The 24239-nt window shown below is 71.9% G+C and carries 23 protein-coding genes; 14 read left to right on the top strand and 9 right to left on the bottom strand.

Annotation, left to right across the window (positions count from 1 at the left end; translation table 11 throughout):
- Positions 1-42: 42 nt before the first annotated feature.
- Genes ACFYYR_RS30800 through ACFYYR_RS30820 form a run of 5 tightly spaced genes read right to left on the bottom strand, consistent with a single transcriptional unit; the run spans position 43 to position 4464 of the window.
- Complete coding sequence (locus ACFYYR_RS30800) at positions 43-1059, bottom strand: glycine betaine ABC transporter substrate-binding protein (RefSeq protein WP_388860919.1); 1017 nt, start codon at positions 1057-1059, stop codon at positions 43-45.
- A gap of 2 nt (positions 1060-1061) precedes the next feature.
- Positions 1062-1820, bottom strand: coding sequence for an ABC transporter permease (locus ACFYYR_RS30805; RefSeq protein WP_388860974.1), 759 nt, complete (start codon positions 1818-1820; stop codon positions 1062-1064).
- Positions 1821-1867: 47 nt separating this feature from the next.
- A complete protein-coding gene (locus tag ACFYYR_RS30810; RefSeq protein WP_388860922.1) occupies positions 1868-3325 on the bottom strand; it encodes a betaine/proline/choline family ABC transporter ATP-binding protein in 1458 nt (485 codons plus the stop codon).
- Positions 3318-3965 (bottom strand): ABC transporter permease, encoded by a 648-nt coding sequence (locus ACFYYR_RS30815; RefSeq protein ID WP_388860925.1) that lies wholly within the window; start codon positions 3963-3965, stop codon positions 3318-3320. Before ACFYYR_RS30815 ends, ACFYYR_RS30810 begins: the two co-directional genes overlap by 8 nt.
- A gap of 25 nt (positions 3966-3990) precedes the next feature.
- On the bottom strand, positions 3991-4464 hold the full coding sequence (locus ACFYYR_RS30820; RefSeq protein WP_388860928.1) for an Lrp/AsnC family transcriptional regulator: 474 nt from the start codon (positions 4462-4464) through the stop codon (positions 3991-3993).
- 124 nt (positions 4465-4588) lie between these two features.
- On the opposite strand from ACFYYR_RS30820, the gene hppD reads away from it, so the two are divergent.
- From hppD to ACFYYR_RS30835, 3 genes are all read left to right on the top strand, one after another.
- The gene (hppD, locus tag ACFYYR_RS30825) at positions 4589-5746 is read left to right on the top strand and encodes a 4-hydroxyphenylpyruvate dioxygenase (protein ID WP_388860931.1); all 1158 of its coding nucleotides are present in this window, start codon (positions 4589-4591) and stop codon (positions 5744-5746) included.
- A 278-nt stretch (positions 5747-6024) separates the two neighbouring features.
- Positions 6025-7149 (top strand): teichoic acid biosynthesis protein C, encoded by a 1125-nt coding sequence (locus ACFYYR_RS30830; protein WP_388860934.1) that lies wholly within the window; start codon positions 6025-6027, stop codon positions 7147-7149.
- A gap of 310 nt (positions 7150-7459) precedes the next feature.
- Positions 7460-8827, top strand: coding sequence for an FAD-binding oxidoreductase (locus tag ACFYYR_RS30835; protein WP_388860937.1), 1368 nt, complete (start codon positions 7460-7462; stop codon positions 8825-8827).
- 243 nt (positions 8828-9070) lie between these two features.
- On the opposite strand, the gene ACFYYR_RS30840 is transcribed toward ACFYYR_RS30835, so the two are convergent.
- The gene (locus ACFYYR_RS30840; RefSeq protein ID WP_388860940.1) at positions 9071-9553 is read right to left on the bottom strand and encodes an SsgA family sporulation/cell division regulator; all 483 of its coding nucleotides are present in this window, start codon (positions 9551-9553) and stop codon (positions 9071-9073) included.
- Between the two features lie 490 nt (positions 9554-10043).
- On the opposite strand from ACFYYR_RS30840, the gene ACFYYR_RS30845 reads away from it, so the two are divergent.
- The gene (locus ACFYYR_RS30845; RefSeq protein WP_388860943.1) at positions 10044-11831 is read left to right on the top strand and encodes an RDD family protein; all 1788 of its coding nucleotides are present in this window, start codon (positions 10044-10046) and stop codon (positions 11829-11831) included.
- Positions 11832-12083: 252 nt separating this feature from the next.
- Positions 12084-12815 carry an RDD family protein gene (locus ACFYYR_RS30850; protein ID WP_388860946.1) on the top strand — a complete coding sequence of 244 codons (732 nt, stop codon included), beginning with the start codon at positions 12084-12086 and terminating at the stop codon, positions 12813-12815.
- Positions 12816-12993: 178 nt separating this feature from the next.
- Here the strand turns inward: ACFYYR_RS30850 and ACFYYR_RS30855 are convergent, their stop codons facing one another.
- Positions 12994-13311, bottom strand: coding sequence for a hypothetical protein (locus ACFYYR_RS30855; protein WP_388860949.1), 318 nt, complete (start codon positions 13309-13311; stop codon positions 12994-12996).
- 431 nt (positions 13312-13742) lie between these two features.
- Between ACFYYR_RS30855 and ACFYYR_RS30860 the strand changes: the two genes are divergently transcribed.
- Positions 13743-16136, top strand: a complete 2394-nt coding sequence (locus ACFYYR_RS30860) for an immune inhibitor A domain-containing protein (RefSeq protein WP_388860952.1) — start codon at positions 13743-13745, stop codon at positions 16134-16136.
- 139 nt (positions 16137-16275) lie between these two features.
- Complete coding sequence (locus ACFYYR_RS30865; protein ID WP_388860955.1) at positions 16276-16680, top strand: hypothetical protein; 405 nt, start codon at positions 16276-16278, stop codon at positions 16678-16680.
- A 173-nt stretch (positions 16681-16853) separates the two neighbouring features.
- Here the strand turns inward: ACFYYR_RS30865 and ACFYYR_RS30870 are convergent, their stop codons facing one another.
- Positions 16854-17438 (bottom strand): isochorismatase family protein, encoded by a 585-nt coding sequence (locus ACFYYR_RS30870; RefSeq protein WP_388860958.1) that lies wholly within the window; start codon positions 17436-17438, stop codon positions 16854-16856.
- Between the two features lie 311 nt (positions 17439-17749).
- On the bottom strand, positions 17750-19078 hold the full coding sequence (locus ACFYYR_RS30875) for a nicotinate phosphoribosyltransferase (protein WP_388860960.1): 1329 nt from the start codon (positions 19076-19078) through the stop codon (positions 17750-17752).
- Positions 19079-19156: 78 nt separating this feature from the next.
- Between ACFYYR_RS30875 and clpS the strand changes: the two genes are divergently transcribed.
- The 7 genes from clpS (at position 19157) to ACFYYR_RS30910 (ending at position 23888) form a co-directional block, all read left to right on the top strand.
- Positions 19157-19489: an ATP-dependent Clp protease adapter ClpS gene (clpS, locus tag ACFYYR_RS30880; protein ID WP_351512757.1), complete on the top strand. Its 333-nt coding sequence runs from the start codon at positions 19157-19159 to the stop codon at positions 19487-19489.
- A complete protein-coding gene (locus ACFYYR_RS30885; RefSeq protein WP_388860963.1) occupies positions 19489-20079 on the top strand; it encodes a DUF2017 domain-containing protein in 591 nt (196 codons plus the stop codon). The genes clpS and ACFYYR_RS30885 overlap by 1 nt, the downstream gene beginning before the upstream one ends.
- A gap of 322 nt (positions 20080-20401) precedes the next feature.
- Positions 20402-21862 carry an amino acid permease gene (locus ACFYYR_RS30890; RefSeq protein WP_388860966.1) on the top strand — a complete coding sequence of 487 codons (1461 nt, stop codon included), beginning with the start codon at positions 20402-20404 and terminating at the stop codon, positions 21860-21862.
- A 61-nt stretch (positions 21863-21923) separates the two neighbouring features.
- Complete coding sequence (locus ACFYYR_RS30895) at positions 21924-22349, top strand: M67 family metallopeptidase (protein WP_351512763.1); 426 nt, start codon at positions 21924-21926, stop codon at positions 22347-22349.
- A 94-nt stretch (positions 22350-22443) separates the two neighbouring features.
- Positions 22444-22566, top strand: a complete 123-nt coding sequence (locus tag ACFYYR_RS30900) for a putative leader peptide (protein WP_351512765.1) — start codon at positions 22444-22446, stop codon at positions 22564-22566.
- A 93-nt stretch (positions 22567-22659) separates the two neighbouring features.
- Positions 22660-22938, top strand: a complete 279-nt coding sequence (locus ACFYYR_RS30905) for a MoaD/ThiS family protein (RefSeq protein ID WP_351512766.1) — start codon at positions 22660-22662, stop codon at positions 22936-22938.
- Entirely contained in the window at positions 22938-23888 is a 951-nt protein-coding gene (locus ACFYYR_RS30910) for a PLP-dependent cysteine synthase family protein (protein ID WP_388860971.1), read from the top strand. Before ACFYYR_RS30905 ends, ACFYYR_RS30910 begins: the two co-directional genes overlap by 1 nt.
- The last annotated feature ends 351 nt before the right edge of the window (positions 23889-24239 follow it).

Here is a 24239-nt window from a genome sequence, read left to right on the forward strand (position 1 = left end):
GGACGGGCCGTGCGCTGCCGGCCCGACGCCGGGTGCGGGTCCTCACCCCTCCTTGATGAACCCTTCCTGCACCAGCCAGTCCAGCGCCACGTCGTGCGGGTCCTCGCCGCCCACGTCGACCTTCGCGTTCAGCTGCTGGGCGACCCGGGTCGTCAGCCGCTTGCTGATCGGGTCGAGGACGTCGGCGATCTCCGGGTGCTTCCGGAAGGCGTCCGTGTTGATCTCCGGCGCCGCGTTGTAGTTGGGGAAGAAGTGCTTGTTGTCCTCCAGCACCGTCAGGTCGAGTTCCGGGATGCGGCCGTCGGTGGTGAAGACCTCGCCCAGGGTGCACGCCGCGCCCTTCGAGACCTGGGTGTAGACGATGCCGCTGTCCATCTTCTTGATGTTCCCGGGCGGGATCGTGAAGCCGTACTTCTTCTGCAGGCCCGGCAGCCCGTCGTCGCGGACCGCGAACTCGCTCTCCACGCACAGCGTGGCCGCCCCCGGGTCGGTCTTCGTCAGCCGCGCCACGTCGGACAGCGTCCGGAGGCGGTACTTCTTGGCGTTCGCCGGGTTGGCGGCCAGCGCGTAGGTGTTGTCGAGCGGCGCGGGCGGCAGCCAGGTGATGCCGTTCTTCCGGTCCTCGTCGCGGACGGTCACCCACTGCCGGTACGGGTCCACGATCGGCGCGGTGTGGCCGAGGTAGGTGATCCACGCGGTGCCGGTGTACTCGTACATCCCGTCCGCCGCGCCCGACTTGACCGCCTCCCGGGCACCGATCGACCCCTGGATGTTGGTGCGGTCGAGCACCTCCGCGCCCGCCGCCTTGAAGGCCAGGCCCATCATCTGGCCCAGGATGATCTGCTCGGTGAACTGCTTGGAGGTGACGGTCAGCCTGGCCCCCTCCAGCGGACGCCCCTGACCCACCGAGCCGGGCCGCACATCGTCCACCAGCGGGCTGCCGCTGGTCAGTCCGCACCCGGAGAGCGTCGCGGCGGCCAGCAGCAGCGCGCAGCCGCCGGCCACCGCGGTCGTCGCGAGGCGCGTCCTCACCCGGCGCGTCGTCCTCGTCCGGCGCATCCTCACCCCACCTCCAGGCCGCGCGGCCGCAGCAGGACCTCGGCGAGGTTGGCCAGCCAGTCCACCATCAGCGCCAGCGCCACGGTCAGCACCGAGCCCAGCACCAGCACCGGCATCCGCTGATTGGTGATGCCGGCCGCGATCAGGTCGCCGAGGCCGCCGCCCCCGCCGAACGTGGCGAGCGTCGCGGTGCCGACGTTGAGCACCAGGGCGGTACGCACCCCGGCCAGGATCAGGGGGACGGCCAGCGGCAGTTCGACCCGCGTCAGGACGCCCAGCGGTGACATCCCGATGCCGCGCGCCGCGTCCACGAGCGTCGGGTCGATGGCGTGCAGCCCGGCCATGGTGTTGCTGAGGACCGGCAGGATCGCGTAGATGATGATGCCGATCAGCGCCGACCGCTGACCGATCCCGAGCCAGATCACCAGCAGCGCCAACAGGCCGAGGGCCGGGGTCGCCTGGCCGATGTTGGCGAGCGCGGTCACCACCGGCGAGGCCCGGCGCAGCGCCCCGCGGGTCAGGGCGATCCCCAGCGGAATCGCGATGATCAGTACGAAGAACGTGGAGATCGCGACCAGCTTGATCTGCTGCCAGAGCGCGGTGCGGACGATCTCCAGGCTCAGGGAGTTCCGGGCGATCGAGTCCAGGTGGACATTGCTCAGCCAGAGCGCGGTGGCGCCGACGGCGACGACCACGAACGCCGGGATGATCACCAGCTTCTGCCAGGTGAGCCGGGACGGGACCCGGTCCTGGCCGACCATTCCGGTCTCGATCTCGTCCCGGGCGGCCGGTGCGGTGGTCCCCGGGCTCACGACGGATCCTCCGGCGGGGTGACGGACCCGCCGACCTCCCGGCCGGGGGCTTCGGCCCGTGGCCCGGCGGCACCGGCACCCGGTTCCCCGGCCGGTGAACCGCCGCTGCCCCCGCTGCCCCCGCCGCCGTGGCGTCCGGGTCCGGCGGACGGCGCGCTCCCGGGCCCCGGTGCCCCGACTCCCGTTCCCCCGGCCCCCGGGCCCCCGGCACCGGGCTCCGCGGCACCGGAACCGCCGACCCCCGAACCCCTGCTGCCGGAACGTTCCGCCTCCGACTCCCGCCGCTCGTCCGGCGGTTCCGTCGCCGCCAGCCGGTCCGCCTCCAGCATCTCGTGCACCGTGTTGAGCAGCGTCTCCATGTCGACCACCCCGGCGTACTCGCCGCGCCGCCCGGTGACCGCGACCCGGCCGCTGCTGTCCACCAGCACCGCCTCCAGGGCGTCGTGGAGGGTCGCGTCCCGGGTCACCGTGTCCTGGATCAGCGCACCGGCGCGGGCCAGCGAGCCCTGGGCGCGCAGCAGGTCGCCGCGACGCAGCCACTTGTACGGGCGTCCCCGCTGGTCCAGCAGCAACAGTTCGTTGGTGTTGCTCGACTGGAGCCGCTCGAGGATGGTGTCCAGCGGGTCGTCGACCGTGACGGTGGGGAAGTCGGCGATCTCCACGTCCCGCACCCGGGTGAGGTTGAGCCGTTTGAGTGCCGCGCCGGCACCGACGAAGCCGGAGACGAAGTCGTCGGCCGGGTTGGTGAGGATCGCCTCCGGGGTGTCGAACTGGGCGATGTGCGACTGCTCGCGCAGCACCGCGATCCGGTCGCCCAGCTTGATCGCCTCGTCGAAGTCATGGGTGACGAAGACGATCGTCTTGTGCAGTTCGTGCTGGAGCCGGATCAGCTCGTCCTGGAGGTGGTCGCGGGTGATGGGGTCGACCGCGCCGAACGGCTCGTCCATCAGCAGCACCGGCGGATCCGCCGCCAGCGCCCGGGCCACCCCGACCCGCTGCTGCTGGCCGCCGGAGAGCCGGCGCGGATAGCGGCCGCGGAACTCGCCGGGGTCGAGGCCGACCAGGTCGAGCATCTCCTCGACGCGGTCCTTCACCTTGGCCTTCGGCCAGCCCACCATGCGCGGGACGAGCGCGATGTTCTCGGCCACCGTCATGTGCGGGAACAGCCCCGACGCCTGGATGGCGTACCCGATCGTGCGGCGCAGCCGTACCGGGTCGATGCCCGTGACGTCCTCCCCGCCGATCCGGATCCGGCCGGACGTCGGCTCGATCAGCCGGTTGATCATCTTCAGCAGGGTGCTCTTGCCGCAGCCGGACGGGCCGACCAGGATCACGATCTCCCCGGCGTTGATGTGCAGATCGACGCCGTCGACCGCGGGGACCGAACCTCCCGGATAGCGCTTGGTGAGCTGTTCCAGCTCGATCGTGGCACCGGTGACCGCGGGTTCAGGCACGGATTCCCCTCGAGATGGTGAGACGTCCGATGAGGACGTACGCGGCGTCGAAGAGCAGGGCGAGAACGACGATCCCGAGCGTCCCGGACAGCACCTCGTTGAGCGCGTTGGCGCTGCCCAGGCTGGAGATGCCACGGAAGATCAGGTTCCCCAGCCCCGGGCCGGAGGCGAACGCGGCGATGGCGGCGATGCCCATCAGCATCTGCGTCGCCACCCGGATGCCGGTGAGGATGGGCGGCCAGGCCAGCGGGAGTTCGACCCGGAGGAGCCGGGCGGTGCGGGACATGCCGATGCCCCGGGCCGCCTCCACCAGCGACGGGTCGACGCCGCGCAGCCCGACGATGCAGTTGCGCACCACCGGCAGCAGCCCGTACAGGGTGAGCGCGATGACGGTCGGGGCGACGCCCAGGCCGACGACCGGCACCAGCAGGCCGATCATGGCCAGCGAGGGCACGGTGAGGACGGTCGCCGTGGAGGTGATGGCGAGGTTCCCGGCCCACTCGGAGTTGTAGGTCAGCACACCGATCAGCACTCCGATCAGCGTGGCGAGCACCATGCACTGGAACACCGCGCTGGCGTGCTGGTACGCGTCCACCAGCAGTTGCTCGTGGCGGTTTCCGAGGTACTCCCAGAAGCTCACATCCGGGCCCTCCGTCCTGCTCGGCTCAGGGGCGGTCCTCCGACGCCTGGCGCACCAGCGGGATGATCCGTAGCGGTACCGGGTTCTCCATCACGATGGCAGTCGAGGCTCGCACGATGCCATCAAAGCCCACAACCCGGTCGATGACACGTTGTAGGTCGGCATTGGAGCGCGCCACCAGCCGGCAGAGCATGTCGCCGTGGCCGGTGGTGGTGTGCAGCTCCAGCACCTCCGGAACGGTCGCCAAGTGGGACCGCACGTCGGCCCCTTGCCCCTGCTTGATCTCCAGGGTGGCGAAGGCCGTCACCGGATAGCCCAGGGCCGCCGGGTCCACCTCCGGCCCGAAGCCGCGGATCACTCCATTGGCCTGAAGCCGGTCCAGCCTGGCCTGAACCGTGCCCCGGGCCACGCCGAGCCGGCGGGACGCCTCCAGGACGCCGATGCGGGGCTCCACCGCGAGCAGCTCGATCAGCCGTCCGTCCAGCCCGTCGATCCCCATGCGTCACGCCTCCCGATGGTCATCCTGTACAGACCGACCGGCGTACCCCTGGTTCGGCTGTACACAGTGTGCAGTGGAATCCCCAACTATTGCGCACCTTGTGGTTCGGAGGGAGCCTGCGCATATGACTGAGACCATCGATCACCGCCCTGCCGGATCGACCGAAGAGGGCGCACGCCAGGCCGACCCCTTCCCGGTGAAGGGGATGGACGCGGTCGTCTTCGCGGTCGGCAACGCCAAGCAGGCCGCCCACTACTACTCCACGGCGTTCGGCATGAAGCGCGTGGCGTATTCCGGCCCGGAGAACGGCAGCCGGGAGACCGCCAGTTACGTGCTGGAGTCCGGTGGCGCCCGGTTCGTCTTCACCTCTGTCATCAAGCCGGTGTCCGACCACGGGCGGTTCCTCGCCGAGCATGTCGCCGCGCACGGCGACGGCGTGATCGACCTGGCGATCGAGGTGCCGGACGCCCGCGCCGCCTACGCCTACGCGGTGGAGCACGGCGCCACCGGCCTGGACGAGCCGCACGAGGTGAAGGACGAGCACGGCACCGTCGTCCTCGCCGCCATCGCCACCTACGGCAAGACCCGCCACACCCTGGTGGAGCGCGGTGACTACCGGGGCCCGTACCTGCCCGGCTATGTCGCGGCCGAGCCGATCGTCGAGCCCGGCCCCCGCCGCTTCCAGGCCATCGACCACTGCGTCGGCAATGTCGAGCTCGGCCGGATGGACGAGTGGGTCGGCTTCTACAACAAGGTCATGGGCTTCACCAATATGAAGGAGTTCGTGGGCGACGACATCGCCACCGAGTACTCCGCGCTCATGTCGAAGGTCGTGGCGGACGGCACCCGCAAGGTGAAGTTCCCGCTCAACGAGCCCGCCGTGGCGAAGAAGAAGTCGCAGATCGACGAGTACCTGGAGTTCTACGGCGGCCCGGGCGTCCAGCACATCGCGCTGGCCACCAACGACATCGTGGCGACCGTACGGGCCATGCGGGCGGCCGGGGTGCAGTTCCTCGACACCCCCGACTCCTACTACGACACCCTCGGCGAGTGGGTCGGTGACACCCGGGTGCCGCTGGAGACGCTGCGTGAGCTGAAGATCCTCGCCGACCGCGACGAGGACGGCTACCTGTTGCAGATCTTCACCAAGCCCGTTCAGGACCGCCCCACCGTCTTCTTCGAGATGATCGAGCGGCACGGTTCCATGGGCTTCGGCAAGGGCAACTTCAAGGCGCTGTTCGAGGCGATCGAGCGGGAGCAGGAGAAGCGCGGCAACCTGTGACCCGCCCGGCGGCGCTGGGGCCGATCCGAACGACAGGCCCCTGGACCGCCCGCACGCCCCCGCTCGCGCGGGGGTGGCCCCAGCGGCCCCACGGAACCTGACCCGTGGGGCCGCGGTGCGTCGGCCTTCCCCGGGGGACGCCCCCGCTGTGGCACCCACCCCGTGGTACCCACCCCGTGACACGGACGCCGGGCGGAACGGACCCCGTACGGATGAACTTCGCGGCCCGCCGTCCGCCTTCGTTCCGGCCGCGTCCCGGTACCTCCGACAGTGTTCCGATGCGAGAGGAAGACTCATCACCACTTCGGCCCACCCGCAGGTCCGTGCTCCGGCTCGGCGGCGGCGCGGTGGTGGCGTCCGCGCTCGGGGCGTCACCGGCGTACGCGGCCCCCGGGACCGGCACCGCGCCGCTCGGCGGGCCGTCCGCCACCGGACGGCCCGTCCGCGGCGCCGTGCCGACCGCCCCCGACCGGCCGTTCGACCTGAGCGGGGCCGCCACCCGCTGGATCCACGAGAAGCGGCTGCAGCAGACGACGGTGCTCCAGTCCTTCGCCTTCGACGAGGACAACCAGCACATCTACGCCCTCCAGGTGATCCGCGGCGGCGTCCAGCTGCCGGGCGAGCCCCGCGCGTACACCCACGCCGAGCGGACCCGGTCCGGGGACCTGTGCCTCAACCGGCTCTCCATGGACGGCGACGTGCTGGGCCACATGTACCTCAAGGGCTTCGGGCACGGCAGCGCGATGGGCGTCGAGCCGCTCGGGAGCGGCCGGTTCGCGCTGTGGACCGAGTGCGACGCCGACCCCGAGACCGGGCACGCCCGCGGCATCGGCCGCTACCGCTACGCCGAGGACACGATCCTGCACTGCTCCGACCCCGGGGTCACCATCCACCGCCCGCAGCCCGGCTCCATCAGCAACTCGGCCGCCATCGACCTGCACGGCCGGCGGCTGCTGCTGCGCTACCGCCGGGACGACGGGGTGCGCTTCGCCGTCTACGACTTCGACCTCTTCCGGCGCGGCAGCTACCGCCCGATCGTCGACTTCCCCCAGCCGGGCGCCGAGCTCGGCCTCCCGTTCCAGGGCATGACGCTGTACGGCGACTACGCCTACCAGGTGATCGGCGCCTTCCGGGACCCCGACGACCCGGACTCCGAGGAGGTCGGCATCAACGGCCGCCTGTACTGCATGGACCTGAGCAGCGGGGGAGTCATCCAGGAGCTGCGGACCCGGTCCGTCGACGTGCTGCTGGCGCGCGAGCCGGAGGGCCTGGCGGTGCTGCACACTCCCCGGCCGCGGCTGTGCATGGGGTACGCCTCGGGGCCGGTCGGCGGCCGGAAGTACTCCCTCTACTACAAGGAGGCCCCGGAGCCGGACCCGGCGCCGCTGAGCCCGGGGCCCTGAGCCCGGGCCCCGCGGTTCGGGCCCCTGAGCCCGGGCCCCGCGGTTCGGGCCCCTGAATCCGAGCCCCTGAGTTCGGGCCCTTGAGCGCGGCCCCTGAGCCGAGGCATCCGGCCCCCCGACCGCTCCTGGAAGCGGTGCCACCGCTTCCAGGAGCACCGGAAACGGACCGGGCACAGCGCACGCCCCCGCCCCCGTCCGGTTCCGGTTGCGGTCCCAGCCCCGGGGGGCCGGCCCGTCCGGTCCGGATCCCGCCCGTCGCCGGGAGGTGTCGATCTTCCCAGCGGAGCACGCAAATGCGACGCTGGACCTCATGGACCAGCTGATGGATCTGCTCCGGGACGGCCTCCCCGACGAAGCGCTGCTGACCGACCCCGACGTCACCGCCGCCTACCGCAACGACATGGCGTCCTTCTGCGACGCGGGCGTCCCCGCCGTCGTCGTCCTGCCCCGCAGTGTCGAGCAGGTCCAGCACGTGATGCGCACCGCCACCGCCCTGCGCGTCCCCGTCGTCCCCCAGGGGGCGCGCACCGGGCTGTCCGGCGGGGCCAACGCCTCCGAGGGCTGCATCGTGCTCTCCCTGGTCAAGATGGACCGGATCCTGGAGATCAACCCCGTCGACCGGACCGCGGTCGTCGAGCCCGGCGTGGTCAACGCCGCGCTCTCCCGGGCCGTCGCCGAGCACGGCCTCTACTACCCGCCGGACCCGAGCAGTTGGGAACAGTGCACCATCGGCGGCAACATCGGCACCGCGTCCGGCGGCCTGTGCTGCGTGAAGTACGGGGTCACCGCCGAGTACGTGCTCGGCCTCGAGGTCGTCCTCGCCGACGGGCGGCTGCTGAGCACCGGCCGTCGCACCGCCAAGGGCGTCGCCGGCTACGACCTGACGCGGCTGTTCGTCGGCTCCGAGGGCAGCCTCGGCATCGTCGTCCGGGCCGTGCTCGCCCTGAAGCCCACCCCGCCGCCGCAGCTCGCCCTCGCTGCCGAATTCCCCAGCACGGCCGCCGCCTGCGAGGCCGTCTGCCGCATCATGGCCGACGGCCACGTCCCCTCCCTCCTCGAACTCATGGACCGCACCACGCTCCGCGCGGTCAACGCGATGGCCGGCATGGGACTGCCGGAGACCACCGAGACGCTGCTGCTCGCCGCCTTCGACACCCCCGATCCGTCGAGCGAGCTGGCGGCGGTCGGGAAGATCTGCGAGGAGGCCGGGGCCACCGAGGTCGTGCCGGCCGACGACACCGCCGAGTCCGAACTCCTCCTCCAGGCCCGGCGCCTGGCCCTCACCGCCCTGGAGCGGGTCGGCACCGCCACCATGATCGACGACGTCTGCGTGCCCCGGTCCCGGCTCGCGGAGATGCTGGAGGGCACCGCGGCGATCGGCGACCGGTACGGCCTGACGGTCGGCGTCTGCGCCCACGCGGGCGACGGCAACACCCACCCCGTCGTCTGCTTCGACTCCGCCGACCCGGACGAGTCGCGGCGCGCCCGGGAGTCGTTCGACGCGATCATGGCCCTCGGCCTCGAACTCGGCGGCACGATCACCGGCGAGCACGGCGTCGGCGTGCTGAAGAAGGAGTGGCTCGCCCGGGAGATCGGCCCGGTCGGCCTGGAGCTCCAGCGGGGCATCAAGAACACCTTCGACCCGCTCGGCCTGCTCAACCCGGGCAAGCTCTTCTGACGCACCGCTTCTTCCGACGCACCGCTTCCCCCGACGCACCGCCCGGCCCGGACCACCCCCTCTTCCCCGGGGCCCGCCTGTGCCCTCACGGCCGCACCCTCGGCCGTACCCCCGATCCCCGACCCCGACCCCGACCCCGACCCCGACCCCGATCCCCGACCTCACCCCCGGTTGCTTCCCCCGGTTCCGTCTCTCCTCGTCCCCCTTCCGGACCTGCTGCCCGGCCCCCGCGCCGTCCCCCGCTCAGGCCCCCGCGGGCGTCTCCGGCGGCTCGTCGGCGGGCCGGGACTCCCGCAGCCGGGCCTCCTCCGGGACCACCGGGGCCAGCAGGGCCTCCAGTTCGTCGTCGATGGCCAGCCGCTCGCCCTCCGCCGCGGGCGGCACCAGGCGCAGGGTCCGTTCCAGCCACGCCGACACCGCACCGGCCGGGGCCTCCAGCAGCGCGTCACCGTCGGGGGAGGACAGCATCATGCAGACGACGCTCCGGCCGTCGATCTTCGTCGGCCAGACCCGCACATCGCCCTCGCCGGAGAGCCGGAACACCCCCTCGATCAGCAGATCCCGGGCGAACGTCCAGGTGACGGGGGAGTCCGAGCCGATGTGGAAGGTGATGCGCACGGCATACGGATCGTCCGTCCGGTAGATCAGCCGGGCCGGTACCGGAATGCTGCGCTCGGGTGACAGGACCAGGTCGAGCTCCAACTCTCGTTCCACCACGGTGTGCATGACGTCGTCCTTTCCTGGGGCGGCGGCCCTCGCGACGGGCCCGCACACGGTGAGACACCGCACCTCGGCATTCATGACGCGACTTCGCGGAACCCGCCGGAACACGTGCCGGGCGGACGCCGGCGGTGACCGGGTGGTACCGCGGACGGCCCGCCCGGCTCCGTTCTCGTGCCCCGCTTCTCCCCCGATGTGCCTCCCCGGCGGGAGCGGCGCGGAGCGCGTACCCCGGACACGCGACGCAGGGGTCCCTGCGTTGGCGGTGGTTCCGCGGGCACGCCCACGGATTCTCCCGGCCGCGCCCGGCCGTCGTGGCGGTAACCGGGGATTGGAGCGCCGGACGGACGGGTCTGGTATGTGTGGACACTGCGTTCCGGCCCCCGCGCGCCTCCGGGCAGCGGCGGAGCGCGCTACACCCACACCGCGCGTGTGCGGCACACTGCTCCTGCCCCAACCGCACAGCACGGACGAGCAGAACGACGGGACACGGTCAATGAGCGCGCCAACCTCAGGATCCGCCGACGGCAGCCCCAGCCCCGGGTACTACCCGGACCCGTCCATTCCCAGCTACATCCGGTACTGGAACGGCTCGTCCTGGGTGCCGGGCACCAGCCGGCCAGCGCCGAAGGAGGGCGAGGAGACGCCCGGGGCACCGGCCGCCGCCGCGCCCGCCCCGGCCGCTTTCCCGGGGGACCTGAGCACGTCGATGGAGGAGTCCGGCCCGGTGTTCCTCGACGAGGACCCGGCCCTGGCGGCGTCCTCCGCCGGCTCCCTGCCGGAGAGCGGCTCCGGCGGCCCGGACGGGACGTCACCGCCGGCCGGCCAGGGCTCCCGCAGCGAGCCCGCCTCCGCCTGGCAGGCGGACGCCTCCCGGCAGACCGGGTTCAGCGCGGAGCAGGAGCGCCGCATCTCCTGGGGCGCGGAATCCGCGGACACCCCCGGTGCGCACGGTGCGGCGCCCTCCGTCGGCGACGGCCCCGGTGCCGCTGCCGGAGGTGCGGGGGCCGGAGGCGTGGGGGCCGGAGGTGCCGCGCAGGCCGTCGGCCGGCCCGTCTCCGGCGCGTTCGGCCCGCCCCAGGACCCGGAGCGGCCGGCGGACGCCCAGGCCGGTTCCGCCGGCCGGAACGAGCCGTCGGACCGGTCCCCGGAGGCGGACGGGGGAGCGGCGGCCGGGACCACGGACCGTCAGGGCCCGTCGGCGACCGTGCAGCTGGGCGCGCGCACCGGTTCCGGACCGGCGGGGCGGGACCGGCACGACGGCACGATGACCCTGCGCGCCGACGCCGGCGAGCGGGGCGCGTCGTCCGGCGCGGACCGCAAGGACGGCACCCTGACCATCCGCGCCGCCCGGCCCGGTGCCGCGCGGGAGCGGATCGACGCGATCCCGCCCCAGCCGGGCCCGGAGGCCCCGTCGCCCACCGGCCAGGCCGCCGCCGCCCAGCCGGACCGGGCGCCCTCGGCCCAGGTGCCCCCGCAGCAGACCCCGGCGGCCACGCCCGCCGCCCCGACGCCGCATCAGCCGTCCGTCCCGGCGCAGCAGCAGGCGCCGGGGCCCGGGCCCGCCGCCCCGCAGTCGCCGGTCACCCAGGGCCCCGGCGGCGGGCAGCCGTCCTGGGCGCAGCAGGTGCACCGGCTCGCCACCCCGGACCAGGCCGCCGCGGGCGCGGCGCAGGGCCAGGGCGGTGCGGGGCACGGCGGTGCGGGCCAGGGCGGCGCCGAGGGCGTCATCCCGTGGCGGCCGCCGGTCGACGACCCCTTCCTCCGGGCCGCCCAGGCCCAGGCGTCGGTCCGTCCGGCCGCGCTCGGCCGCCGGTTCGCGGCCCGGCTGATCGACACGGTCCTCCTCGGCGGCGCGGTGGCCGCCGCCGCCGTTCCGCTGATCTCCCTCGCCCTCGGCCACATCGACGACAAGCTGGAGAAGGCCCGGCTGACCGGCGAGACGGTGACCGTCTGGCTGGTCGACGGCACCACGGCCGGGTACTTCGGCGCGGTCCTGGGCGTGCTGCTCGTCGCGGGCGTGCTCTACGAGGCGCTGCCGGTGGCCAAGTGGGGCCGCACCGTGGGCAAGCGGCTCTGCGGGGTGCAGGTGCTGGACATCGAGACCCACGACACCCCGTCCTTCGGCGCCGCCCTGCGCCGCTGGCTGCTCTACGGCCTGTTCGGCGTCCTGGCCGTCGGGATCGTCAATGTGCTCTGGTGCCTCTTCGACCGGCCGTGGCGGCAGTGCTGGCACGACAAGGCGGCCCGCACGTTCGTGGCCGGAACCGGCGGACAGGACTGAGGAGTTCCGGCGTTGTGGGCGCCCCGTGCGGTCGCCGGTCCGGTGCCGTGCGGGGGCCGGTGCCGTGCGGGCGCCGGAGAGTTCCGGTCACGGGGCCACCCGGGCTGTCCGGCAACGCGGCGCGGTGCCGTGCCGGGCCACGGCCCGGGCGGGCACGGCGCACGGAGCCCTGAGCCGACCGGTCCCCGACCGTTCCCCCGAACGGCTCGTTCCGGGCTGCGGAGCCTCCGCGGCCGGGGTCGACTGGGGGCCATGAGCAGCGATCAGCCGTCGCCGGGGTCCGGCGAGCCGCCGGACGACGACCCGTTCCGGAAGGGGCCGCAGCCCCCGCCCGCGGACGGGGCCGGCGGTGCGTGGGGTGGTGGTTCCCCGCCACCCCCTCCGCCCGGCGGCGCCGGCGGCCCGTACGTCGGAGGGGGCGGCGGCCCGTACAGGGGCGCCCCGGGCGGCGGCAGACCCTACGGCGGTGGTCCGTACGGCGGCGGGCCCCAGGGCGGCGATCCCTACGGTTCGGGCTCCGGCGTCGATCCGCTCGCCGGAATGCCCCCGCTCGCCAACCGCGGCAGGCGGCTGCTCGCCCGGATCATCGACGGGCTGCTCATCGCCATCCCGGTCGGCGTGATCATGTCCTTGATCGTCGGCGGCTACGACCCCACGGACCCCGACGACACCGGCCGATCGGCCACCGTCCAGGGCACGGTCATGCTCGTGTACTTCATCTACGAGGGGCTGATGCTGAGCAACTCCGGCCAGACCGTGGGCAAGAAGCTCATGAACATCCGGGTCGCCCTGCTGGACAACGGAGGGATCCCGGCCGGATCGGCCGGCTGGATCCGCGCCGCCGTCTACACGCTGCCCGAGTTCGTGCCCTGCTGCGGCTTCATCTTCTGGCTGATCAACGTGCTGAACTGCACCTGGGACAAGCCGTACCAGCAGTGTCTGCACGACAAGGCGGCCAAGACCGTGGTGGTGGCGGTCACCTGAGCCCCGGCCGGGAAACGGGCTCGTACCCGAGCCCTGTTCCGGCCGTGCCGGTCCCGGAAGTCAGCGTCACCCGGGCCCTGTTCCGGCCGTCTGCGCCGGAAGTGGGCGTCACCCGGGCCCTGTTCCCGCTGTGCCCGGCCACGGGAGGCGGGCGTCAGCCGAGCCGGTGCCCCATCTCTCAGCGGCGGACCGAGTGGCCCTCCAGCCGGGAGCCCGCCTTCGGGTGGTGCCGCGGCCGGGGGACCCGGGCCCGGTGCGTGACGGCCGGGACGGCGGAGCCCATGGCGCGGTCGGCGGGCGGCTGGGCCGCGGGCCGGGCGGAGCGGCGGGGCGCCGCGACGGTCGTGGCCACCAGCAGGCCGAGGGCCAGGCCCGCGACGGCGACGAGGGTCACCCCCAGCCCCGAACCGGTCCGGAAGAGCAGCAGCATGGCCAGGGTCGCGAAGACGACGGTGGCCGAACCGTAGGCGAGCTGGGCGAGAGTCGGACGCGGCATCGCGGAGTTCCGTCCTCGGGACAGTGTCGGGGTTGGCGGAGTCACCGGTCGCTGGGCCCGGGGCGGACGCCGAGCTCGCGCCGTCCTGTCACTCCAGTTGCTGTCTGCCCGAGCGGATCCGGTACTAAGCGTGACCTTACACACGGTGCCGGTGCACAGGGGGCGCACGGAGTCATTCCGTATTTCAACAGGCGAGACGGACGCGCCTGTTCCTTCCGCCTGCCGGAACCACGTTGCCCGAGGTGGGGCCGGGTGTCCGGGGGTTGCGGCGTTCACCCGGCGGACATGCGTCCGATGTCCGGAAGGTGAGAACCGTTCAACGTAAGTGCATGGCGTGTCCAAGTCAAGATCTGTCTTTTCTGTCGTCACTCCGGTCCAATGCCCCCCAGAAGAAGCTTTTTTGGGGGAACACCCGGGGAGGACAGCGCCACGTGAGCAGCCACCGGAGGACCATCAGATCCGCCGCCCTGGCAACCGCGGTCGCCGCGCTCGGAGCAGCAGCTCTGTCAGCGGGCGCCGCGCAGGCCGACGACCGGCCGACCGGCGGAGTCGAGCGCCTTGACCCGGCGTCGGCGAGGGGGCAGGTCGATCACGACCTGGAAGGCCCGTTCAGCGAGAAGCAGAAGGCTCAGCGCGAGGAAGCGCTCAAGCAGGTCCTCGCCGGAGACGCGCGGGCCGAGAAGCGCGGTTCCTCGCAGGTCGTCAAGCTCGACAAGAACAAGTACGTCGAGCTGGGCCGGGAGCGGACCGACAAGATCTTCACGATCCTCGTGGAGTTCGGCAACAAGGTCGACAGCACCACGATGTACGACCCGGACGGCGCCGACGGCCCGAAGCCGGCCGTCAAGAAGTACGGCGGCACGCCCGGCCCGAAGCACAACAAGATCGCGAAGCCGGACCGCGCCGACGACAACAGCACCGCCTGGCGCAAGGACTACGACCGCAAGCACTTCCAGGACCTCTACTTCTCCAAGGCGAAGAAGAAGCAGTCCCTGAAGAAGTACTACGAGAAGGCATCCTCCGGCCGGTACTCGGTCGACGGCGAGGTCTCCGACTGGGTGAAGGTCAAGTGGAACGAGGGCCGGTACGGCTCGAACTACTGCGGTGACACCAACTGCCCCAACGTCTGGGACGCGGTGCGCGACGGTGTCAACCAGTGGGCCGCCGACCAGAAGGCCGCCGGGCGCACCCCCGCCCAGATCAAGGCGCAGCTCGCCAAGTACGACAAGTGGGACCGTTACGACTTCGACGGTGACGGCAACTTCAACGAGCCCGACGGCTACATCGACCACTTCCAGCTCGTGCACGCGGGCGAGGACGAGTCGGCGGGCGGCGGTGTCCAGGGCGAGACCGCGCTGTGGGCGCACCGCTGGTACGCGTACGGCACGGACGCGGGCAAGACCGGCCCCTCGGCCAACAAGTCCGGCGGCACCCAGATCGGTGACACCGGCATCTGGGTCGGCGACTACACGATGCAGCCGGAGAACGGCGGCCTCGGGGTCTACGCCCACGAGTACGGCCACGACCTGGGTCTGCCGGACCTCTACGACACCACGGGCAAGGGCGAGTCGTCCGTCGGTTTCTGGTCCCTGATGTCCTCGGGCTCCTGGCTGGGCACCGGCAAGAAGGAGATCGGCGACCTGCCGGGCGACATGAGCGCCTGGGACAAGCTGCAGCTGGGCTGGCTGAACTACGGCAAGGCCAAGGCGGCGAAGAAGTCCACCCACAAGCTGGGGGTCGCGGAGTACAACACCCGCAACAAGCAGGCGCTCGTCGTCAACCTGCCGTCCAAGTCCGAGACCACCACCGTGGCGAAGCCCACCGAGGGCGCCAAGCAGTGGTGGAGCGACATGGGCAACGACCTCAAGAACACCCTCACCCGCTCCGTCGACCTGACGGGCAAGTCCAAGGCCGCCCTGAACCTCAAGGGCTGGTGGGACATCGAGGAGAACTACGACTACCTCTACGCCGAGGTGTCGACCGACGGCGGCGCCAACTGGACGCCGGTGGACGGCACGGCGGACGGCAAGGCCATTCCGCGCGACGGCGGTGACAAGCCGGCGCTGACCGGTGTCTCCGGCGCCTACAAGGACGTCGTCTACCCGCTGGACGCCTACGCGGGCAAGAAGATCGATCTCCGCTTCCGCTACCAGACCGACGGCGGCGCGGCGCAGAAGGGCTTCGCGGCCGACGAGATCGGCGTGGTGGCGGACGGCTCCCCGCTGTTCACCGACGGCGCCGAGGCCGGCGACAACGGCTGGACCGTGAAGGGCTTCTCCCGCATCGGCGAGACCTTCACCAAGAAGTACCCGCAGTACTACCTCGCGGAGAACCGCCAGTACGTGTCGTACGACAAGACCCTCAAGGTCGGCCCGTACAACTTCGGCTGGGCCACCGCCCGTCCGAACTGGGTGGAGCACTACCCGTACCAGAACGGCCTGCTGGTCTCGCTCTGGGACACCTCGCAGGCGGACAACAACGTCAGCGTCCACCCGGGCAAGGGTCTGATCCTGCCGGTCGACTCGCACGCCAAGCCGGAGAAGTGGGCCGACGGGACGCTGCTGCGCAACCGCGTCCAGGCGTACGACTCGCCCTTCAGCCGGTACGCCTCGGACGGGTTCAAGATCCACAAGGACGGCAAGGCCACCAAGATCAAGTCGAAGAAGGGCGTCTCCGTCTTCGACGATCACAAGGGGACCTACTGGTACCGCTCGAACCCGACCGCGGGTGTGGTCGTTCCTGACACCAACACCCAGATCAAGATCGTCAAGGAGGCCCGCGATGGGTCGACGATGACGGTGAAGGTCGGGCCCTCGACCCGGTAGATCCTTATCTTCGCAGGTCAGAACGGTATCGGCCGTCGCCCTCTAGCGGGCGGCGGCCGATCCGCGTTTAGATGCTCTGGCAAACTTCTTATTGACACGACCGTCACGCATGACCACTCACGGGGGAGATTTCGAACGCATGGCAGATGGAGGATTCATCAAGCTTCCGGGCGGCAGCGTGGTCGTCGCGCTGTCGCTGCCCCGCCCGCTGGGCGAGGGCGCCTGCGGCGAGGCCGTACGGGTCCGGGTGCTCGTGCACGCCGCGAACCGGGCGCGGGCCCTGACCCGCCTGCGCAATCTCGGGCTGCGCTCGGTCTACCTGCGGGGGAACATCGCGCCGCCCACGCCGGACGAGGTCACGGCCGTCCTGCACCACCCCGACGGGCTCGTCTGGCGGGCCGCCCCGCACGACGACACGGAGTCCTGGCACCCGATCCGGACCCTGCTGCGGCCGCCGGCCCAGCCCGCCGCGCCGGAGCCGCGGGCGCCGGAGGAGCGGCGCCTGCCGGCCTTTCCCGCGGTGCCCGCACCGCTGGTGCTCTAGAGGTCGGCCCCGGTCTCGGGATTCCGGGTATCCGGCCTGCGTATCCGGCACCTGGTGGGGCCGGGGTCCGCTGCGCGGCCCCGCGCTCGTACGGGCCGGTCCTCCGAGGCCGGTCCCGGCCGCGTGAGAGCCGCCGCAGGGGCCGCCGCGGAGGGCCGCGGCCCCTGCGGGCCTCAGACCACCGGCCGCCCGGTGAGCTCCACCCCCGCCTCGCGGAACTCCCGCAGCGCCCGCTCGGTGGTGTGCCGGGCCACCCCGGCCGTCAGATCGAGCAGCACCCCCGTGGTGAAGCCCTCCCGGACCGCGTCCAGCGCGGTGGCCCGGACGCAGTGGTCGGTCGCGATGCCGACCACGTCGACCTCGCTGACGTGCCGGGCCCGCAGCCAGTCGGCCAGGGTCGTCCCGTCCTCGTCGACGCCCTCGAACCCGCTGTACGCCGAGGCGTACGCGCCCTTGTCGAAGATCGCGGCGATCGCGCCCGAGGCGACGGCCGGGGCGAAGTTCGGGTGGAACGCGCTGCCCTCCGTGCCCGCCACGCAGTGCGGGGGCCAGGAGTGCTCGAAATCGGGCTGCTCGGAGAAGTGACCGCCCGGGTCGATGTGGAAGTCGCGGGACGCGACGACATGGCGGTATCCGGCGGTCGACGCTCCGATCGCGTCGGTGATGGCGGCGGCGATGTCGGCGCCGCCGGCGACCGCGAGGCTGCCGCCTTCGCAGAAGTCGTTCTGCACATCGACGACGATGAGTGCCCGGTGCATGGCGTGCCCTTCGGCTGGTGAACGGCGGGGGCGGACCGGGCCCCTCTCCGGGGCCGGCGCCCGGCCACCGCACGGTCGACCGGCCAGTCCCGGCCCTTCCGAGCGTAGAGATTCGGACGCCCCCGCGGGAGGGGGCCCGGACGCCCTCGTGGGGTGTCCCTGACCATGGCGCGTGTCCCGGGGCCTGCCCGGATTCGTGCCGTCCGCTCCCCCTGGGCGCCGCACGGGGAGCGGACGCGGCCCGGGGGCCCGCCGTCGGGGGGACCGGACCGGTGAGCCCGGCCCGAGCCCGTGGCGGCGGGCCCCCGGGCCTAGAGGTACTCCGTGGGGAGCACCGGCTCGCCCCGGGACAGCTGCCGGGCCGACAGCGGCAGGGTCTCCCGGACCCGGGCGTGCCGGTCGCGGACCGTGTCCAGCGGCTCGCGGGAGAGCACCTCGCCGCCCCGGACCAGCTCCACCAGCAGCTCGTTCCCGGCCAGCTCCGGGGGGACCTCCCCGGTGCCCACCACCTCGGCCGTCGCCACGCCGTCCGCGTCCACCCGGCGGGCGGCCCACTTCCGGCCGCCGACCGACGTCTTCCCGCCCAGCGACTTCTTGGCGACCGGGACCAGCGGGGCCGCCGGATCGGTGGACTCGGCGCGGGCGACCAGCTTGTAGACCATGGAGCAGGTCGGGTGGCCGCTGCCGGTGACCAGCTGGGTGCCGACGCCGTAGGCGTCCACCGGGGCCGCGGCGAGCGAGGCGATCGCGTACTCGTCCAGGTCGCTGGTGACGACGATCCGGGTGTCCCGGGCGCCGAGGGCGTCCAGCTGCTGCCGCACCCGGTGCGCCACCAGCAGCAGGTCGCCCGAGTCGATCCGGACGGCGCCCAGCTCGGGCCCGGCCAGCTCCACGGCGGTCCGTACGGCCTCGGCCACGTCGTAGGTGTCGACCAGCAGGGTCGTGCCCCGCCCGAGCGAGTCGATCTGGGCGGTGAACGCGTCCCGCTCGCTGTCGTGCAGCAGCGTGAAGGCGTGGGCGCTGGTGCCGACCGTCGGGATGCCGTAGCGGAAGCCGGCCGCGAGGTCGGAGGTGGAGTGGAAGCCGCCGATGTACGCGGCGCGGCTGGCGGCGACCGCGGCCAGCTCGTGGGTGCGCCGGGCGCCCATCTCGATCAGCTGCCGGACCCCGGCGGCCAGCGACATCCGGGAGGCCGCGGCGGCCACCGCCGAGTCGTGGTTGAGGATCGAGAGGATCACCGTCTCCAGCAGTACGGCCTCGGCGAAGCTGCCCTCGACCCGCAGCAGCGGCGACCCGGGGAAGTAGACCTCGCCCTCCGGGTAGCCCTGGATGTCGCCGCGGAAGCGGAAGTCGGCCAGCCACTCCAGCGTCGGCTCGTCGACCACGCCGCGGCTGCGGAGGAAGTCCAGCACGCCGGTGTCGAAGCGGAAGTTCTCGACGGCGTCCAGCACCCGGCCGGTGCCCGCCACGACCCCGTAGCGCCGCCCCTCGGGCAGCCGGCGGGTGAAGACCTCGAAGACGGAGCGGCGGTCGGCGGTGCCCGCTCTCAGCGCTGCTTGCAGCATCGTCAGTTCGTACTGATCGGTGAAGAGCGCAGTCGACGGCACGGCCACCGGCAGCCCCAGGTCCGCTGTGTTCATGGCTGGGATGCTACCCCCCATACTCGTCACTCTGACGATTTCTGCGGAACGGGGGCCTCCCGGCGGCCGGTTTATGCGATGCCCCACCCCTGGTGGCAGCATGGACGCGTGAGCGTCGCACCCGTCGAGATCGAGCGTCCCGAGTCGAGCGAGGCACCCGACGTGGTGCCCGAACCCGATGTCCCGTGGGTGACGCTCGTGCACAACGACCCGGTCAACCTCATGAGCTACGTGACGTATGTCTTCCAGACGTACTTCGGCTACTCCAAGGACAAGGCTCACAAGCTGATGCTCGACGTGCACCACAAGGGGCGGGCGATCGTCTCCAGCGGCACCCGCGAGGAGATGGAACGCGACGTGCAGGCCATGCACGGCTACGGCCTGTGGGCGACTCTCCAGCAGGACCGCTGATGCCCGGACTCTTCGAAGCCGTACCCGGCGGGGGCGCGGCCGTGGCGCTCGACGAGGTCGAGGTCTCCATCCTGCGCAGCCTCGCCGTCCAGCTACTGGAGCTGGTCGGCCCCGGCGACGAGCCGATCGAGGGCGAGGATCCGCTCGCCTCGCTGTTCTCCGAGGGGCCCAGCGAACCGCCGAAGGACCCGGCCCTGGCCCGGCTCTTCCCGGACGCCTACGGCGGCCCGGACGTGAAGCCGGACGACGACGAGGCGCGCGACCTCTCCGCGGAGTTCCGCCGCTACACGGAGAACGACCTGCGGGCCCGCAAGCGGGACGACGCCCTGGCCGTCATCCGTTCCCTCGACGCCCTCACCATGGCCGGTGACGGCGGCGCGGTCCTCAAGCTCGGCCCGGACGAGTCCCGGCAGTGGCTGGGCGCCCTCAACGACCTGCGGCTGGCCATCGGTGCCCGGCTGGAGGTCTCGGACGACGACGGCGAGGAGTTCTACCGGCTGCCGGACTCCGATCCGCGCAAGCCGATGGTCATGGCCTACCTCTGGCTCGGCGGGCTCCAGGAGTCGCTCGTCGAAACCCTGCTGCCCTGACCGTTTCCGCTGATCGTTTGCGGTGCGTCGCGGCGAGTTCGCTCAGTAGACACTCAATTCCGCATAACGATCCCATCACCGCAGCCAGGAATCTTCGGCTGTTCGGTGCGTTTTTGTCCGGTTCTTCTTGTGGTGTGCGCCACATCTGACCGCCCGGTTCAGTGTTATCGGCGTGATAAATCTTCACGACCTGCCGTCTACGCCGCCACCCATGGCGAGACGGGGGCGCAGCCGGCCGACCGTCGGTAGCAGGACTCCATCCGGGGGGATCGGAACCCCGATCCGGACAGACCGGATCGGTATGGAGAAAGGCGCACCATCCATGACCTCTGAGCAGGTCGCGAGCCGTACCGCTGAGGCGGGCACCGCGGGCAACGGAGCTTCCGAAGAGGGCTACGAGCGCGGACTGGGCAGTCGCCAGGTCCAGATGATCGCCATTGGTGGCGCCATCGGCGTCGGCCTCTTCATGGGTGCCGGGGCGAACATCGCCAAGGCCGGACCCAGCATCATCCTCATGTACGCCCTGGCGGGCGTCATCATCTTCTTCATCATGCGAGCGCTCGGTGAGCTGCTCCTCTACCGGCCGGTGTCCGGCAGCTTCGCGGAGTACGCCCGCGAGTTCCTGGGCCCGTTCTTCGGTTATGTGACCGGCTGGACCTACTGGCTGATGTGGGTCGTGACCGGCATGGCCGAGCTCACGGCCGCCGCCATCTATATCCACTTCTGGTTCCCGCAGATCCCGCAATGGGTCAGCGCCCTGGTCTTCCTCGTGGTGCTGTTCGGCGTCAACCTGATCTCGGTCAAGCTCTTCGGCGAGGTCGAGTTCTGGTTCTCGATGGTCAAGGTCACCGCGATCATCGGCATGATCGTGATCGGTCTCGGCGTGCTCACCCTCGGCTTCTCGCAGGTCGGTGACACCGCCTCGGTCAGCAACCTCTGGTCGCACCACGGCATCTTCCCGAACGGCATCGGCTCCAGCCTGATGACCCTCCAGGGCGTGATGTTCGCCTACCTGGCCGTCGAGCTCGTGGGCGTCACCGCCGGCGAGAGCGAGAACCCGGAGAAGACCCTGCCCAAGGCGATCAACACCCTGCCCTGGCGCATCATCGTCTTCTACGTCGGTGCCCTCACCGTCATCCTCTCCGTCGTGAAGTGGACCGAGTTCTCCGAGGGCGAGAGCCCCTTCGTGCACGCGTTCAGCGAGATCGGCATTCCGCTCGCCGCGGGCATCGTGAACTTCGTCGTGCTGACCGCCGCCCTGTCGTCCTGCAACTCCGGCATGTACTCCACCGGCCGGATGCTGCGCGACCTCGCCGCCAACCAGGAGGCCCCGCAGGTCTTCGGCAAGCTCAACGCCCGCAAGACCCCGGCCGTCGGCATCGCCCTCTCGGTCACCCTCATGGGCATTGGCGTCGTCCTCAACTACGTCGTCCCGGAGAAGGCCTTCGCCTACGTCACCTCGGTGGCCACCGCGGCGGGCATCTGGACCTGGATGATGATCCTCGTCAGCCACATCCTGTACCGGCGCGCGGTGAAGGCCGGCCGCCTCGCGGCGTCCTCCTTCCCGGCTCCCGGCGGTGCCGCGTTCAGCTGGGTCGCCCTGCTGTTCCTGGTCTTCGTCACCGGCCTGATCGCCTACGACAGCGAGGCCCGGGTCTCCCTGTACGTCGGCGCCGGCTGGGCCGTCGTCCTCGGCATCGGCTGGCTGGTCCTCCGCAGCCGCGGCACCCTGCCCGGCCCCGGCGGCCAGGCCGACCGCCCGCTGGTGGACAGCACCAAGTAGCACGCGTCTCATCGGACGGCCCCCGGATCTCCTCCGGGGGCCGTCTGCTTATCCTCGTGCCATGCTCACCATCACCCAGGACCTCCACGACCGGATCGTGGCGCACGCCCGCGCCGACCACCCCGACGAGGCGTGCGGTGTGATCGCCGGTCCGCAGGGGTCCGACCGTCCCGAGCGCTTCGTCCCCATGCTCAACGCGGCCCGGTCGCCCACGTTCTACGAGTTCGACTCGACCGACCTGCTCGCGCTCTACCGGGAGATGGACGACCGGGACGAGGAGCCGGTGGTGATCTACCACTCGCACACCGCCACCGAGGCGTACCCGTCCCGCACGGACATCTCGTACGCGGGCGAGCCCGGCGCCCACTACGTCCTCGTCTCCACCGCCGAGAGCGGCGCCGAGGAGGGGCCCGTGCAGTTCCGCTCCTTCCGCATCGTCGAGGGCGAGGTCACGGAAGAGGACGTGAAGATCGTCACGGCATACTGAGTCCCGGGCCGGTCCCACCGGACGTGTCCAAAGCGACGTCCGGATCCTGGGATCGGATCTCGGAGCTCGGACGGGGAATCGATACGATGACCCCATGGTTGTCCACGACGTGAGCGAGAAGACGCCGGGCACGCTGCTCGTGGCGCGGCTGCACGTCGACCTGTGCCGCCTCGCCAGTGCGATGTGTCCGCACACCGCTGCCCGCCGCCCGGCCTGACCCCGTCAGGACCGCGCTGCCGGCCCTCAGCACTCTCTGCCGCCGGCGAAGGACGCCGCGCGCCCTCCGCTTCATTCCGACAGGAGCCCACTCATGGCCATCGAGGTCCGCATCCCGACCATCCTTCGCAGCTACACCGACGGCCAGAAGGTGGTCGAGGCCAGCGGCGCCACGCTCGAGGAGCTCTTCGCCGACCTCGAGTCGCGGCACGCCGGCATCCGCGAGCGGCTGGTCGACGGCGGCGAGCTGCGCCGCTTCGTGAACGTCTACCTCAACGACGAGGACGTCCGCTTCCTCGACGGCATCTCCACCACGCTGTCCGACGGCGACAGCGTCACCGTTCTCCCGGCGGTCGCGGGCGGCATGCGCTGATGCGGTACGACTCCCCGCTGGCAGCGGTCGGCAACACGCCGCTCGTCCGTCTGCCGCGGCTGTCCCCGTCCCCGGACGTCCGGATCTGGGCGAAACTGGAGGACCGCAACCCGACCGGCTCCGTCAAGGACCGGCCGGCCCTCCACATGATCGAACAGGCCGAGAAGGACGGCCGGTTGACCCCCGGCTGCACCATCCTCGAGCCCACCTCCGGCAACACCGGCATCTCGCTCGCCATGGCCGCCAAGCTCAAGGGCTACCGCATCGTGTGCGTGATGCCCGAGAACACCTCGTCCGAGCGCCGCGAGCTGCTCGCCATGTGGGGCGCGGAGATCGTCCCCTCCCCGGCGGCGGGCGGCTCCAACACGGCCGTCCGGGTCGCCAAGGAGCTCTCCGCCGAGCACCCCGACTGGGTGATGCTCTACCAGTACGGCAACCCGGACAACGCGGGCGCCCACTACGCGACCACCGGCCCGGAGATCTACGCGGACCTCCCGTCGATCACCCACTTCGTCGCGGGTCTGGGCACCACCGGCACCCTGATGGGCGTCGGGCGCTACCTCCGCGAGAAGGTCCCGGGCATCAGCATCGTCGCCGCCGAGCCGCGCTACGACGACCTGGTGTACGGGCTGCGCAACCTCGACGAGGGCTTCGTCCCGGAGCTCTACGACGCGTCCGTCCTCACCACGCGCTTCTCGGTCGGCTCCGAGGACGCGGTGCGGCGCACCCGCGAACTGCTCCAGCAGGAAGGCATCTTCGCGGGCGTCTCCACGGGCGCGGCCCTGCACGCGGCGATCGGCGTCGGCCGCAAGGCGGTCAAGGCGGGCGAGTCGGCGGACATTGTCTTCGTGGTCGCCGACGGCGGCTGGAAGTACCTCTCGACCGGCGTCTACACGGCCGAGTCCACGGAAGCGGCGGTGGAGAACCTGCACGGCCAGCTCTGGGCATAGCGGTTGTCGCTCCGCGGGACGGGGTTCGGGTGCCGCGGGGTTCCGGCGGGCCGGACCGGTACGGGGTTCCGGCGTGGCCGGGACCCGGTGCGCATCGGCGTCGTGGCCTCGCCCGGGGTACGGACGGGGTGCCCGGGTCCGGGCTGAGCCTTGCCCGGGCCCGACCGGCCCAATGCCAGGCCTCACCGGGGTGCCGCGCCGGCCGGGGCCGGGCCTGACGGCTGTGCGGGAGCGTTGACATGTGCCGGGGCCGGGCCTGACGGGGGTGCGGGCGCATGCCAGTCAGTGCCGGGGCCGGGGCCTCCGGGGTGGGGGTTCCGGGAACGTATATTTACGGGCCCTGGGGGCCCA

The organism is Streptomyces sp. NPDC001922 (assembly GCF_042891165.1).
GTDB lineage: Bacteria > Actinomycetota > Actinomycetes > Streptomycetales > Streptomycetaceae > Streptomyces.

What these genes read in the sequence shown, in the direction of transcription:
- ACFYYR_RS30800 (WP_388860919.1), bottom strand. Translation starts at nt 1,059, where the DNA reads ATGCGCCGGACGAGGACGACGCGCCGGGTGAGGACGCGCCTCGCGACG.
- ACFYYR_RS30805 (WP_388860974.1), bottom strand. Translation starts at nt 1,820, where the DNA reads ATGGTCGGCCAGGACCGGGTCCCGTCCCGGCTCACCTGGCAGAAGCTG.
- ACFYYR_RS30820 (WP_388860928.1), bottom strand. Translation starts at nt 4,464, where the DNA reads ATGGGGATCGACGGGCTGGACGGACGGCTGATCGAGCTGCTCGCGGTG.
- hppD (WP_388860931.1), top strand. Translation starts at nt 4,589, where the DNA reads ATGACTGAGACCATCGATCACCGCCCTGCCGGATCGACCGAAGAGGGC.
- ACFYYR_RS30830 (WP_388860934.1), top strand. Translation starts at nt 6,025, where the DNA reads ATGCGAGAGGAAGACTCATCACCACTTCGGCCCACCCGCAGGTCCGTG.
- ACFYYR_RS30835 (WP_388860937.1), top strand. Translation starts at nt 7,460, where the DNA reads ATGGACCAGCTGATGGATCTGCTCCGGGACGGCCTCCCCGACGAAGCG.
- ACFYYR_RS30840 (WP_388860940.1), bottom strand. Translation starts at nt 9,553, where the DNA reads ATGCACACCGTGGTGGAACGAGAGTTGGAGCTCGACCTGGTCCTGTCA.
- ACFYYR_RS30845 (WP_388860943.1), top strand. Translation starts at nt 10,044, where the DNA reads ATGAGCGCGCCAACCTCAGGATCCGCCGACGGCAGCCCCAGCCCCGGG.
- ACFYYR_RS30850 (WP_388860946.1), top strand. Translation starts at nt 12,084, where the DNA reads ATGAGCAGCGATCAGCCGTCGCCGGGGTCCGGCGAGCCGCCGGACGAC.
- ACFYYR_RS30855 (WP_388860949.1), bottom strand. Translation starts at nt 13,311, where the DNA reads ATGCCGCGTCCGACTCTCGCCCAGCTCGCCTACGGTTCGGCCACCGTC.
- ACFYYR_RS30865 (WP_388860955.1), top strand. Translation starts at nt 16,276, where the DNA reads ATGGCAGATGGAGGATTCATCAAGCTTCCGGGCGGCAGCGTGGTCGTC.
- ACFYYR_RS30870 (WP_388860958.1), bottom strand. Translation starts at nt 17,438, where the DNA reads ATGCACCGGGCACTCATCGTCGTCGATGTGCAGAACGACTTCTGCGAA.
- ACFYYR_RS30875 (WP_388860960.1), bottom strand. Translation starts at nt 19,078, where the DNA reads ATGAACACAGCGGACCTGGGGCTGCCGGTGGCCGTGCCGTCGACTGCG.
- clpS (WP_351512757.1), top strand. Translation starts at nt 19,157, where the DNA reads ATGCCCCACCCCTGGTGGCAGCATGGACGCGTGAGCGTCGCACCCGTC.
- ACFYYR_RS30885 (WP_388860963.1), top strand. Translation starts at nt 19,489, where the DNA reads ATGCCCGGACTCTTCGAAGCCGTACCCGGCGGGGGCGCGGCCGTGGCG.
- ACFYYR_RS30890 (WP_388860966.1), top strand. Translation starts at nt 20,402, where the DNA reads ATGACCTCTGAGCAGGTCGCGAGCCGTACCGCTGAGGCGGGCACCGCG.
- ACFYYR_RS30895 (WP_351512763.1), top strand. Translation starts at nt 21,924, where the DNA reads ATGCTCACCATCACCCAGGACCTCCACGACCGGATCGTGGCGCACGCC.
- ACFYYR_RS30900 (WP_351512765.1), top strand. Translation starts at nt 22,444, where the DNA reads ATGGTTGTCCACGACGTGAGCGAGAAGACGCCGGGCACGCTGCTCGTG.
- ACFYYR_RS30905 (WP_351512766.1), top strand. Translation starts at nt 22,660, where the DNA reads ATGGCCATCGAGGTCCGCATCCCGACCATCCTTCGCAGCTACACCGAC.
- ACFYYR_RS30910 (WP_388860971.1), top strand. Translation starts at nt 22,938, where the DNA reads ATGCGGTACGACTCCCCGCTGGCAGCGGTCGGCAACACGCCGCTCGTC.